At 35.5% G+C, this 12,880-nt stretch carries 12 protein-coding genes; 4 read left to right on the forward strand and 8 right to left on the reverse strand.

Annotated elements, in window-relative coordinates:
* Positions 1-98: 98 nt before the first annotated feature.
* Positions 99-1,955, forward strand: a complete 1,857-nt coding sequence (locus M0D58_RS03935; protein ID WP_248393702.1) for a M61 family metallopeptidase — start codon at positions 99-101, stop codon at positions 1,953-1,955.
* Between the two features lie 265 nt (positions 1,956-2,220).
* On the forward strand, positions 2,221-2,430 hold the full coding sequence (locus M0D58_RS03940) for a hypothetical protein (protein WP_248393703.1): 210 nt from the start codon (positions 2,221-2,223) through the stop codon (positions 2,428-2,430).
* Between the two features lie 92 nt (positions 2,431-2,522).
* Here the strand turns inward: M0D58_RS03940 and M0D58_RS03945 are convergent, their stop codons facing one another.
* The 3 genes from M0D58_RS03945 to pepE all read right to left on the reverse strand — a co-directional run bounded on the left by M0D58_RS03945 (position 2,523) and on the right by pepE (position 5,927).
* A complete protein-coding gene (locus M0D58_RS03945) occupies positions 2,523-3,683 on the reverse strand; it encodes a sensor histidine kinase (RefSeq protein ID WP_409515141.1) in 1,161 nt (386 codons plus the stop codon).
* A 6-nt stretch (positions 3,684-3,689) separates the two neighbouring features.
* Entirely contained in the window at positions 3,690-5,060 is a 1,371-nt protein-coding gene (gene dacB, locus M0D58_RS03950; protein ID WP_248393704.1) for a D-alanyl-D-alanine carboxypeptidase/D-alanyl-D-alanine endopeptidase, read from the reverse strand.
* 174 nt (positions 5,061-5,234) lie between these two features.
* Complete coding sequence (gene pepE, locus M0D58_RS03955; protein WP_248393705.1) at positions 5,235-5,927, reverse strand: dipeptidase PepE; 693 nt, start codon at positions 5,925-5,927, stop codon at positions 5,235-5,237.
* Positions 5,928-6,111: 184 nt separating this feature from the next.
* Between pepE and M0D58_RS03960 the strand changes: the two genes are divergently transcribed.
* Entirely contained in the window at positions 6,112-6,687 is a 576-nt protein-coding gene (locus M0D58_RS03960; RefSeq protein WP_248393706.1) for a tetratricopeptide repeat protein, read from the forward strand.
* A 39-nt stretch (positions 6,688-6,726) separates the two neighbouring features.
* On the opposite strand, the gene M0D58_RS03965 is transcribed toward M0D58_RS03960, so the two are convergent.
* Entirely contained in the window at positions 6,727-7,218 is a 492-nt protein-coding gene (locus M0D58_RS03965; RefSeq protein WP_248393707.1) for a DUF1905 domain-containing protein, read from the reverse strand.
* A gap of 379 nt (positions 7,219-7,597) precedes the next feature.
* Here M0D58_RS03965 and fsa point away from each other — a divergent pair, with 379 nt between their 5' ends.
* The gene (gene fsa, locus M0D58_RS03970; RefSeq protein WP_248393708.1) at positions 7,598-8,251 is read left to right on the forward strand and encodes a fructose-6-phosphate aldolase; all 654 of its coding nucleotides are present in this window, start codon (positions 7,598-7,600) and stop codon (positions 8,249-8,251) included.
* A 54-nt stretch (positions 8,252-8,305) separates the two neighbouring features.
* Here the strand turns inward: fsa and M0D58_RS03975 are convergent, their stop codons facing one another.
* The 4 genes from M0D58_RS03975 to M0D58_RS03990 form a co-directional block, all read right to left on the reverse strand.
* On the reverse strand, positions 8,306-8,866 hold the full coding sequence (locus M0D58_RS03975) for a sugar O-acetyltransferase (protein WP_248393709.1): 561 nt from the start codon (positions 8,864-8,866) through the stop codon (positions 8,306-8,308).
* A gap of 91 nt (positions 8,867-8,957) precedes the next feature.
* A complete protein-coding gene (locus tag M0D58_RS03980) occupies positions 8,958-9,911 on the reverse strand; it encodes a GLPGLI family protein (protein ID WP_248393710.1) in 954 nt (317 codons plus the stop codon).
* 144 nt (positions 9,912-10,055) lie between these two features.
* Entirely contained in the window at positions 10,056-10,961 is a 906-nt protein-coding gene (locus M0D58_RS03985; RefSeq protein WP_248393711.1) for a GLPGLI family protein, read from the reverse strand.
* A gap of 68 nt (positions 10,962-11,029) precedes the next feature.
* Entirely contained in the window at positions 11,030-12,880 is a 1,851-nt protein-coding gene (locus M0D58_RS03990) for a M56 family metallopeptidase (protein ID WP_248393712.1), read from the reverse strand.

Below are 12,880 nucleotides of genomic sequence, written 5' to 3' on the forward strand. Positions count from 1 at the left end.
TTTAATAAAGAATTTGTCTTTTTTTTATAAAAAATTTAACAGACGCGGTGTAACAAATACAGATTTTCAACAACTATTTAACTATAATTTTAAACTCAATGAAAAAAATAGCACTTAGCTTAGGCGTTTTAACTACGTTTCTGGTGAATGCCCAGTCGATTAAAACTACAATCGATCTAGTGAACGTAAAAGACGATAAAGTAGCCGTAACCATGGAATTTCCGAAGATGAAATCCAGAGATGTGAAGTTTCACTTTCCAAAAACGGTGCCCGGAACCTATTCTGTAGATGATTACGGAAGATTTGTGGAAGGCATTAAATTTTTAGACAACAAAGGAAAAGAAATTGCATTTACAAAAGTCAATGACAATACCTATGCTCTAAAGAATGCACAGAATCTATCCAAAGTCACCTATCTTGTAAACGATAGTTTCGATGATGAAATGGATACTTCAAAGCACAAGGCTGTTTTTTCGCCATCCGGAACGGACATTGAAGCAGGGAAGATTTACCTCATCAACACCCACGGATTTGTCGGATACATCGACAATATGCAGGATGTTCCTTATCAGCTGGTGATTCAGAAGCCTGCAGATTTTTATGGGACAACGGCTTTGGTAGACCAGGACCAATCGGATGCTACAGATACCTTTACGCTGGCCAATTATGCAAAAGTTACCGATTCACCATTAATGTACACCAAACCTGATTATATCACCTTCAATGCAGGAGGTATGGATCTGGTATTGGGAGTGTACTCCCCTTCCGGAAAATATAAAGCTGCAGATTTTAAAGATAATCTTGAAAAAATGGTGGTTGCCCAAAAGAAATTCCTGGGTGACATGAATACCAATAAAAAATACGCAATCATGCTGTATCTTGCGGGTGGAGACGGACCTCAGATCAAAGGATTCGGTGCGCTGGAACATCATGAATCGACCAGTGTTGTGCTTCCTGAAATGATGCCGAAAGAAGCAATCGACAAAACCATTACCGACGTCGTTTCGCATGAGTTTTTTCATACCGTAAATCCATTGAAAACGCATTCTGAAGAAATCCATTACTTTGATTACGCAGATCCGAAAATGTCTCAGCATCTCTGGATGTATGAAGGCGGAACGGAATATTTCGCCAACCTTTTCCAGATCCAGGAAGGGCTTATTACCAGAGATGAATTCCTTCAGAGAATGAATGAAAAAATCACCAACTCAAAGAACTACAACGACACCATGCCTTTCACGTTGATGAGTAAAAATGTTCTTCTGGACGAATACAAGGACCAGTACAGAAATGTTTATGAAAAAGGAGCACTTCTTGCCATGTGTCTGGATATCGAGCTCAGAAAACTTTCTAACGGTGAAATGGGATACAGGGATATGATCAGGAAACTGTCTCAACGATTCGGTGAAAATAAGCCATTCAAAGATGATAAGCTTATTGATGAACTGGTTGCCGTAACAGGATATCCTCAGGTAAGAGATTTTTATAATAAATATATTGCAGGAAGCCAGCCGACACCTTATGCACAATACCTTAATATGGTGGGTGTTGAACTGAAGAAGCAGGAAACGCCGCCGATTTTCTGGTTTATTAAAGATCCGAACCAGACAGGATATGACGAAAAAACAAATACTTTCGTGTTTGATGAAAGCTCTGCACTTTCACCTTTTGCAAAAAGCATTGGCTTCAAAATTACCGATAAGATCCTGGCTTTGGATGGAAAAACCATCAACATTCAAAACGTTCAGGATTTCATTAATTATTCCAAAACGATTAAAGAAGGCCAGAATGTAACGGTAACGGTTCTTAGGGACAACGGCGGGAAATCTGAAAAGATTGATCTTAAAGGTAAAGCGGTTCTTGATAAAATGACCATAGAAAATTTACAGTTTAAAGCTAACCCGACGCCGGAAGAAAAGAAACTTCAGGATCAGTGGCTTACGGGAAAGAAGTAATATCAGTAAAATCAAATAATTAAAGCGGGGATTTTTTCTCCGCTTTTCAAGAAAAGCGGAGAAAAAATATATAATAAATTAAAAATATTACCTTATAATTTAGTTAGCATTAATAAAATCATGAAATAGAAAATTCAATATAAATAAAATTAATAATATTAACATAATTACAGTAAATTAATAGCAAATTATAAATTATTATAAAATTTTTTATGTGTTAGTGAAAAAAATTATATTTGAACGTTAATTAAAAAATCTAACAATAATGAAAAAAATTTTAAAAAATCAAATGCAAGAAATTAAAGGCGGATTAACCGAAGGTGCAGGAAAGAGAACTTTAGTAAGAACAACGGCTTTTGATGGATACGCAGGAAATCCATGCAGACCAGGCAGATTTATACAAAGAATTTATTCTGATGGCTCATTTGAAACATTTAATATTTTAGGCCAGATGATTGAATCTTGTTATCTTTAAGAGAACTTCCAGGCTGTATTATTAGTACAGCCTTATTTATTGTAAAAATAATTTTGATTTGACAATACAATCTTATACAAAGATTTTCTCTATTATTTTTTAATTGTAATCCTAAAAGTCGTTCCCTTCCCGACTTCTGTCTGGGCAATCCTGATATCACCATTATGATATTCCTGTACAACTCTTCTTGCAAGAGACAACCCTAATCCCCATCCGCGTTTTTTGGTAGAATAGCCGGGTTTGAAGGCATTCAGAGCCTGCTGTTTCATCATGCCGCTTCCGGTATCCTGAACCTCCACGATAATATTTTTATTTCTTTCGATTACCGAAATGGAAAGCGAACCTTCTCCTTTCATCGCGTCAACAGCATTTTTCACCAGATTTTCAATCACCCAGCTCATCAGGATCTTATTGTGGGGTACAGAAATCGTATAGTTCGGCAGATGCAGTCCGAAATTAATTTTCCTGGAAATCCTTGTTTTCAGATAATCATAATTCTCCTGAATGGTAGCATTAAAATCCTTGTCATTTAACTCAGGAACCGAACCGATCTTCGAAAACCTTTCTGAAATGGTTTTTAAACGGTCAATATCCTTTTCTATTTCATGAATGCCTTCAGATTCGGGATCATCCAGCTTCATGATTTCCATCCATCCGATCATGGAAGATAAAGGTGTTCCGATCTGGTGTGCCGTTTCTTTGGCAAGTCCCGCCCATAGATAACCTTCATCTGTTTTCTTGATGGTCCTGAAAAACCAAAACGAAAACAGGAAATAACTTAAAAGAAATAAGCCCAGCAAATAAGGTGAATACTGAAGATAATTTAACAATTTTGAATTATCATAATAAACAAATTGTTTATTTCCATTTGCAATCTTGAGTTCAATAGGTTTATATTTTTTTTCCATACTTGCCATTAAACTTCTTAAATCTTTGGGATTTTTTATTATATCTTCAGGAATATTTCGATAGAAACCTAATTCTAATATTGGCTCTTTATTTTTGTCAGTTACAATAAATGGAATTGTATTATTAGAAGCATTAATTGTAAGAATAAGCTCCTGTAAATCTAAACTAGGACTAATTTCCTGCTGAAATTTAAGTGCAGTTACCAAAATATCAACCCTTTTAATCTCTTCCTTACGGAGAAAATTGATGAGAATGGTGGAGGCGATCACAATGGTCAGAACAACGATCGTCATCAGGACAAAAATGATCCAGTTATTCAGTCTGGCAAATATTGATTTTCTCAAAGCAGATTATTTTAAAACACTCAGGATTTTCTGCAGCTCTGTGCTTCCGCTTCCCTGATAATTATTGATGATAATTGAAAACACATATTTTTTTCCTTCTTTCGAAGTATGAAATCCTGCAAAAGATTTAGTGTCTCTCATGGTTCCGCTTTTCATTTTCATTCCGTTATCCTGAGTCGGGAAACCATCATAATAAGATTCGAACCAGGGCTGTTTTTTAGCATAAATCAGTGCCTGTACTTCGGCTCTTGCGGCTACGTAATTCTGTGGGGAAAGTCCGCTTCCATCAGCAAAATTAATCATATTGGGATTAATTCCTTTCGACTTCCAGAATTCTTTCAGGAACGCTACACCGCTTTTAAAATTAGGATTTCCTTTTTTCTCTTTGCCTAAAGTTTTGATTAATGTTTCACCGTAAAGATTGATGCTCTTTCTTAAAAACCAATAGATGATCTTATCCAATGTTGGAGATTCGTAGGTGAAAATCATGTTATTTTTAGGAAAAACTGATATTTTTTTCCCTTCAATTTCAAGCTGGGAGTTGGTAACGGTTTTTCCCGAAAGCTCAATTCCTGCCTGCTGCAGCCATTGTTTAATCTCTACACCAAGTTGTAACGGAGGATTGGGTGTAGCTCCTGAGACCGTTACTGTTTTGGAAGGCAATGTTCCGTTTATCAAAGCGACATTAGAATGTGGCGCGGTAAAAATCAGGCTTTGATCTGAGGTTCCGCCTATTTTCACGTCATTGAGCCATTTTATACCCTCCAAAGGATAAGAAAAACTTTTGAATTCATTTCCGTTGATATTGATGTCAAACTGGTTTTCGCGCCAGTTAACTCCCCAGACTCCTGCTCCGTAATAATTCCCGAGATCATCCCACGGCCAGCCGCCGGGAATCGTCTGGTGATCAAAATAAGAATCATCAATAACAAGATCCCCTGAAATTTTTGTGATGCCTGCTTTTTTTATGGCTTCTAAAAGCTGCTGTTTAAAATTTTCCGGTTTATACCCGTCATATCTCCAGCTTCCGAGCGTTGGGTCCCCTGTTGAAGTGATGATAAAGTCTCCTTTCAGATTTCCTCCGGAAATATTTCCCGAATAACCAGCCGTCGTTTTATAGGTGTAGTTTTTGCCTAATACTTCAAGAGCCGCTGCTGCAGTAAATATTTTTTGAGTAGAAGCTGTAGACAGTCCTTTGTTTCCCTGATAATCATAAATAAAATTTCCGTTTTCGTCCGCAACGTAAAATGATAAGTTTGATGATACGGCACCTGAAGAATTCATCAGATTCTTTGTAGCCTCATCAAGTTTTCGGGATATATCCTGGGCAAAAACAACCTGCACGGATAAAGTAAGGACAGCTAATGTTTTTCTCATTCTTTAAGCTTATTTTCAGTCTATATAAAGAAAAATGATAATTACTGATGTACGACAAGTTCACCATTACATCACTATAATTCTTGCTGGTTAATAGCACGTAATAGAAATATCAGCATATACGGTTGAAACATCTTTTAATCAGAAATCAATTCAAATATAATTAAAAATAAATTACAGTTCTGTTCCGGGCTTGATCTCGTACGGTTCTTTATCTTTTTCGAAAATTCTGGTAAGCTCCGTTCCTTCAACGGTAATTTTATTATTTTTCCCTCTGATCCAGTTTCCTTCACGAAGTCCGACCACTTTAAGATCATTCTGTGTAAGAAATTCTTTAATTCGGGTTTCTCTTGTTTCACCGTTGTGTTTAAGTTCCGGATTCGGATCCAGATAATGCGGATTAATATTAAACGGAACGAGTCCCATACAATCAAAGCCTGAAGGATACACAATGGGCATATCGTTGGTGGTTTTCATGTTCTGTCCGCCGATATTGCTTCCGGCACTACAGCCAAGATAAGGTTTTCCGTTTTCAACATTATTTTTCAATATTGACATCAGGTTTTCTTCATGTAAAGTTTTAACCAACAGAAAAGTATTTCCGCCACCTGTAAAGAACCCTTTTGCATTATTCACTGCCGCTATTTTATCGTCAAATTCATGAAGCCCTTTTACTTTAATGTTGATTTTTTCAAAGAAAGAACGTGCTTTTTGCGTGTAATCCTCATGTGAAATGCCTCCCGGTCTGGCAAAAGGAATAAAAATAATTTCATCAATACCCTGAAAAAGGTTAGTGATTTCCTCTCTTAAATATTCCAGATAGTCTCCGCCAAAAAGTGTAGAAGTTGATGCTAATATGATATTCATCGGTATAAATGTCATTAAAAAGGTTAAAGTGACAAAGATAGTTTATATGTCATGAATCTAAAATTAATATAAAAGACCTAATTAACCCGTTAATTTTTTCAAAAAAAGCTTAAAGGTTCTAAAATATTAACTTTATGGAATCATTATTGAATTTTATTATATGCAATTGAAAAATATTAGAATTATGAAAATGACTAAAATGAATATCAGAACCCTTCTTTTAGGTTTAATGCTGACAGGAGGTTTAGGTTTTGTGAGCGCACAAACGACTCAGACAGACAGCACGGCAGGTACAGCTAATACAACTGCAGCCACAACAGCAAGTACTGCTCAGGCGTCTAATCCAACGATTGAAGCACTTAAAAAGCAAATAGAAGCTAATCCGAAAGATGCAGAAGCTTTAGCTAAATTAGCAGGAGCATATCAGGAAGCTTCAGATTGGACTAATGCGATAGATACGTGGAAGAAAATATCAGTTCTTTTACCGGATTGGGCTCCATCGTATTACAGTCAGGCTTACGCATATCAAAATGCAAAAGACGATGTCAATGCCAGATTGGCTTATGAAAAATATATAGCTACCGTAAAGCCTGAAGAGGTGGAACAGAATAAGAAAAACCTGGCATATGCGTACTTTTATGTAGCATTCTCAGAGCAACAAACTGATCCGGCCAAGGCTAAAGAACATATTGCAAAATCATTGCAGTATGATCCAACCAATCAGGATGCCATCAAGCTGAGCCAAGCTTTAAATTCATAGTTATAATGTAAATCCGGAGAATCTTCTCCGGATTATGTTTTATCGGTTTATTTTCTTTCCGAAAAAATCAGTCTCTCCGTTTAGATACCGGATGATCTTTTCAATATTCCTTTTAACTGCGGTTTCCGTTTTAAGGTTATTGATGTAACGGATCAGTTCCAGCTTTGCGGAAGGAATAAGGTTTTCAAAATTTTGCAGTGCCAGAGGATTTTCATGAATGGTTTTATACAATTCAGGGTGTATGGAAACTGTTCGTTCGGACCTGTCAAACTCAACTGAGACTTCTATCATTTCACCAATTCTTTTCGGTGAATCCTTAAGCATCGTCAGGTTAATATATAACCTCCACTCTCCCAAATATTTCATTAAATTTTGCGTGAACGGCTCACCATTTACCTTTCCTTTTACCGGAATGGGACTTTTGCATTTTCCTGCAGCCTGAAATATCTCATTCAGGATATCCTCAGGCACAAAAACGAAAGGGTTGATCTCAATAATTTCAAGCCTGGCTGTAAATGGATTGTTTTGCATATTTTAAAGATACATTTTTAATGGCTGTTTGTTCAGATAATTTCCCGAGTTTTTACTGTGTCTTCAGCCTAGCCTTGATTGAAGCAATTGTTTGAGCTCATTTTTATACTCATGGGTTGCGGCGGCGGAGCCGCCGCAACCCATGAGTATAAAAATAGCGAGTGCGGAAAGCAAGAAAAAGCTTCAAAATAAAAAATAATATCGCTTTTCGATGCAATCAAATTGCTCCTTAAAAAATCATAAATACAATTCAACGGAGTCAAAAAGCTACCAATAAAAATATGAATACTTAAATTTCGATATTAATCTGATTAAAACAATTAAAATTTTCCACTCAGAATGGAATGTTTATCTTTGTATTAAATAAATCTGTAAAGACATGAAATTTTTTATTGACACTGCTAATTTAGAGCAAATTAAAGAAGCTAAAGATCTTGGAATTCTTGACGGCGTTACGACCAATCCTTCATTAATGGCAAAAGAGGGAATTCAGGGTGCTGAAGCGATCAGAAATCATTATAAAGCAATTTGCGAAATTGTTGATGGAGATATTTCTGCGGAAGTTCTTTCTACAACATATGAGGAAATGATTAAAGAAGGTGACGAATTGGCAGCCATCCACCCGAATATAGTGGTTAAAATCCCGATGATCAAAGACGGAATTAAAGCATTAAAGTATTTTTCAGATAAAGGTATCAGAACCAACTGTACGCTGATTTTTTCTCCCGGGCAGGCTCTTTTGGCAGCAAAAGCAGGTGCTACCTACGTCTCTCCTTTCCTGGGAAGACTTGATGATATTTCAACAGATGGATTAAATTTAATCCAGGAAATCAGACTGATTTTTGATAACTACATGTATGAGACTGAAATTTTAGCCGCGTCTATCCGTCATGCTATGCATATCATCGATTGTGCGAAGATTGGTGCTGATGTAATCACTTCACCGCTTCCTCCGATTTTGAGCCTTCTTAAGCATCCGCTTACCGATAACGGACTGGCTCAGTTTATTGCAGATTCTCAGAAACTGGCTTAATTTAATTATAATAAAAATCATTAGCGCGGAAACTTTGTTTCCGCGCTAATGATTTTACTGTTCAATATTTCTCACAGGTTTGCAGGGATTTCCTACTGCAACAACATTTTCCGGAATATCTTTAGTGACAACACTTCCTGCGCCGATTACGGCATTTTTTCCAATCGAAACCCCGGGAAGAACTACTACATTTCCACCGAACCAAACATTATCTGCTACCTGTATAGGATCCGCCGTTTCAAGGCCCTCATTGCGTTGTTTTACATCAATGGGATGGCTGGCCGTGTAAAAGCTGCAATTGGGCCCGATAAATACATTATCGCCAAAAGTAACTTTAGCACAATCCAGAATGACAAGATTATGATTGGCATAAAAATTTTCTCCTGCTTCGATATTGTAACCATAGTCGCACCAGAAGTGGGGTTCTATACAGATATTTTTGCCAGTCTTCCCTAATATCTTTTTCAATAATGATATTCTTGCCTCTGAGTCGGAATTTCTGAGCTGGTTATATTGCCCGCAAAGATCTTTCGCAGCAATCTTTTCCTGTATGAGCTCCTGATCATAATTGGCATTGTATAAAAGTCCGTTCGCACATTTCTCTTTTTCTGTCATATCTTGTGATGTATATTGGTTTTAAGTCTAAAGATAGCAAAACAAAAACAGGATGAAAATATTCCATCCTGCTTTTAAAACAATTTATAATTTATTTTACTAAATCCAGCTCAATAGGATTACTATCCTTTTTTTGATTTTCTTTAGCGCTTTTTTCTATCAGTTTATAAACATCATTCATAGTTGTTTCTTCTGCTTGTTTTGTGCCATTACCATTCGTTATAATTTTTGTTGAAATATTTGCATTACTTCCAAAACTATTAAGTAATTGTTTCAAACCAAGTGAAGGGTCTTTATTGTAATCTTCCGAAAGTTTTTTAAACTTTTCTTTTGTTACTTCAATTTCATTTCCATTGATTACAGAAGCTAAATTATCAGGAATATCCTCTTCACGATCACCTCCCTGAACGGCTTTATTTCCCATTAAAGTTATTATATGTGAAGCAGTAGCATCTTCTATCTTTATTATAAGACCCGGCAATCCGTAAAATTTGTAAGGTCCGTCCTGAAAAGGAATTTCTGTTGTAAACCATGCAGTCCATTGTCTGCCTCCGAAATTTGTTGTGGCTTTCTGCGTATTGTACTCACCAATTTTTTGTTTATCCGGGAAAATTTTCCAGACTATCTTCTGGTCTTCTAAAACTTTATAAGTATCAATAGAAAGGGCTTCTATAATATATGTTTTATAATCTGGATATTTTTTTATTACTTTATAATCTTTTTTTCCGATAGTGAATAACTTAGTTTCATTCTTATCTATTTTGTAACTTTTATAATTCCCGTATTCTTTTGTTATTTTATCTTTTATTTCATTTTCAAAATCCGAATCAGATATATCCTTTTTCAAAGAATCTACTATTTGGCGATGCTTATCTTTGTAGTAATAAGAACCATTTTTCTTATCTATATCCAGTACCATGAGATCTCTTTTGACATCCGATTTATTATTGATATCCGGAATATATTTATATTCATAAAAAAAGCGGTTGATTTGCGCATTAATGCAGACGCTTAAAAGCATAAAAAGTAAAACATTTTTTTTCATAATTGTGCATTTTTTTTAAACTTTATCAATGATTTCTAATTCATATCTATTGACAAGGTTCAGATTAAAAATTAATTTATTTAGTTATTTATTTAATTTAAAAAATATTATTGGAATTTTTATTTGATCAAAAATAAGAAAATCTTAATTACTTACTAAATCCGGTTCAATGGGATTATTGTTTTTTGCAAGAGATTCTTTGGTTCTTTTTTCCATTTCGCGGAATACCTGATTGGGATCTGATATTTCTTTGCCGTCTGCCGTTCTTACCTTAAAACTTACTCTTGTATTATCACCACCATTTCTCATCATCATTTCTCTCATGTTTTTAGAAGGATCATTTACATAATCTTTCCATAATTTTTTATATTGGGATTTCGAAATTTCAAGCTCTTTTCCTCCGATTCCCATAATTTTTACATTACCGGGAACGTCCATTTCTGTTTGTGAAACCGGAGCTGCCATTTTCTTATTTCCTACCAGGGTCATAACATGAGAACCTGTAATATCTTCAAGTTTTACAATAAGCCCCGGCAGTCCATAAAATTTGTATGGTCCGTCCTGAAAAGGGATATCTGTGCTGAACCATGCAATCCACTCCCTTCCGCCATAGCTGGTGGTCGCTTTTTGGGCATTGTACGATCCTATTTTCTGTTTTTCGGGAAGTATTTTCCATTCCGGTTTCTGATCTTCCTTTACTTTATACTGATCCATGGAAATCCTTGTGAAAAGATAGGTTTTAAAATCGGGATAGCTTTTTGTCACTTTATATCCTACCATTCCCTGATTGTCCCTTCTGCTGATATTGATATTTCCGCCACCGCTTTTAATCTGCTTCTGCACTTCAGCCATAGAGGTGGAATCGGCTACAAACTTATCTCTGCTGTAATAATTTGAGCCTTTCTGATCAATATCCAGCAGCATCATTTCTTTTTTTACATCCTCTTTGTTATTGGAATCAGGTATAAATTTGTATTCATAGAAAAATCGATTGACTTGCGCACCGGCTGTAATGCTTATGAACAGGAGAAAAAGACTGATATTTTTCATAGTATATTATTTTTTAAAAAGCTCTGTCAATATTTATTGTTTTTATTAACAGAGCTGATGGGAACTTTCTATTTCTTTGTTTCGACTCTTACCTCTCCGGTCGTTTTTCCGTCCGTATTATTCTTATTGATATTCACACTTCTGATGGATTCCGGTTTTAGGGCTTCCATCTGTTCTTTTGTGGATTCTTTCCCGTCAATATAAATCTTCAGTTCTTCAATACCTTTTGTATTTTTAAATCCTGAAGTAATAATAGATGTACCGTTGTTACTGAATTTTATATTATCGGCATTGATTTTTAATACCCGATCTCCGGGAACCGTTCTGAAGGTATTGCTATAAATAAAAGGTCTTCTTCCGCCTTCCAACGCTCTTCTTTCTGCTTCCAGTTTTGCCCTTTCACCTTCCAGCTTCGCTCTTTTTTCTTCCAGCCTTGCACGTTCTTTATCGAGCTTAGCTCTTTTTTTGGCAGTTGCAGCAGATTCTTTTGCTTTTTCTGAAGATCTGAAAGCCATATCGGATTCAGGAGTCCATTTCATATCTCCGGTAGTTTTAAATTTATAGACTTTAACTTTCGGGGCATCCGGGGGTGCGGGAACATCAGGAAATTCAATATTCATTTCCGGAATTTCAGGCATGTCAAATTCATATTTAAAATCTTTAACCTCCTTCAATACATCTTTAAATTCTTTGGAGTTAAAATACTCATCAAATTTCATATCTTTTCCATCGATTTTAATGACCATTGCAGAATTAAGAAAATCTTTAGAACTTGCTATTTTTCCGATTTCACCGGATAGTTTTCCGATCTCTTCAAGATTTTTATTGTATTCATTACTTTCCGGCTTAAAATTTTTCAGAGCCTCAGTTCTTTCCTGAATCTTTTTGCTCAGCTCGGCAATTTTCCTGTCATCATCTGATTTTCTGTATACTTTTGGAGTAACTATGGTTTTATTTTCAGATGATTTTGGAGAAATGGTGTCTTTTTTAACAATACTCTTATTTTCTTTTTTGATTTGAGAAACGGCCTTCTCAATCTCCATATTCGTTGCTTTAATTTCCTGGTTTTTAGCATTTACCAGATAAGCAAAAGCTACTGAAAATACAACCGGCAACGCAAAAATTCTACGCGCATACCCGAATTTTGTTTTAGGTTTTTGTAACATTTTTAATCGTTTTTTTAAATTAGAACTTAAAAACGGACTGGTGGCAGGCAACTGGTTTCCGGAAAAGTGGCTTGCTAAAAGCATCTGCGCAAATGCTTTGGTGTCCGATTGTTTTACGGCTTTTTTATCAGCCAGATATTCGTGAATTAAACTAATTTCTTTTTTAATGAGATGAAAGAACGGATTGAACCAGAAAACAGACGTAATAATTTCCATAAAGATTTTATCGAATGAATGTTTCTGTTCGATGTGAACCATTTCGTGTTTCAAAATCTGTTTTCCGACATCTGAATTCAACATAATTGAATTTTTCCAGAAAAGATTTTTAAAGTATGAAAAAGGCGCTTCACTAAGGTTGGTATGGTAAAAGTTGATTCCGTCAAAGCTTTCCTTATGAAACTGACTTTTCAACCGGTGGATTCTGAAAATCCCGTAGATCAATCTTCCTAAAAAATAGAAAGAAACCAGCCCCAAAGCTGAAAAAATAATTCTAAAATAAGTGGAATCATGGGTTGCATTTTTATTGTTAAAATTCTGTACGGTATCTATTAATTTATAGATATCATTACTCACCTCGATAGTAAAATCTTCAACTTTCACTAACGGCAGCAGCAGTGATATGAGCATCGCAGACAAAAGATAAAATCTGTTGTAGTGATGAAATGTCCTGTCTTTTAAAGACAATTTATAATACAAAAACATTACACCGGAACATAAAATAACTTTCCCAAAATATAGAAGTACAGTTTCCAT

The organism is Chryseobacterium nepalense, assembly GCF_023195755.1.
Taxonomy (GTDB): Bacteria; Bacteroidota; Bacteroidia; order Flavobacteriales; family Weeksellaceae; genus Chryseobacterium; species Chryseobacterium nepalense.

Bases quoted from the DNA above. Each gene is read 5' to 3' on its own strand.
- M0D58_RS03940 (WP_248393703.1), top strand. From the start codon at position 2,221: ATGAAAAAAATTTTAAAAAATCAAATGCAAGAAATTAAAGGCGGATTA.
- pepE (WP_248393705.1), bottom strand. From the start codon at position 5,927: ATGAATATCATATTAGCATCAACTTCTACACTTTTTGGCGGAGACTAT.
- M0D58_RS03975 (WP_248393709.1), bottom strand. From the start codon at position 8,866: ATGACAGAAAAAGAGAAATGTGCGAACGGACTTTTATACAATGCCAAT.
- M0D58_RS03960 (WP_248393706.1), top strand. From the start codon at position 6,112: ATGAAAATGACTAAAATGAATATCAGAACCCTTCTTTTAGGTTTAATG.
- M0D58_RS03985 (WP_248393711.1), bottom strand. From the start codon at position 10,961: ATGAAAAATATCAGTCTTTTTCTCCTGTTCATAAGCATTACAGCCGGT.
- dacB (WP_248393704.1), bottom strand. From the start codon at position 5,060: ATGAGAAAAACATTAGCTGTCCTTACTTTATCCGTGCAGGTTGTTTTT.
- M0D58_RS03935 (WP_248393702.1), top strand. From the start codon at position 99: ATGAAAAAAATAGCACTTAGCTTAGGCGTTTTAACTACGTTTCTGGTG.
- fsa (WP_248393708.1), top strand. From the start codon at position 7,598: ATGAAATTTTTTATTGACACTGCTAATTTAGAGCAAATTAAAGAAGCT.
- M0D58_RS03980 (WP_248393710.1), bottom strand. From the start codon at position 9,911: ATGAAAAAAAATGTTTTACTTTTTATGCTTTTAAGCGTCTGCATTAAT.
- M0D58_RS03965 (WP_248393707.1), bottom strand. From the start codon at position 7,218: ATGCAAAACAATCCATTTACAGCCAGGCTTGAAATTATTGAGATCAAC.
- M0D58_RS03990 (WP_248393712.1), bottom strand. From the start codon at position 12,880: ATGGAAACTGTACTTCTATATTTTGGGAAAGTTATTTTATGTTCCGGT.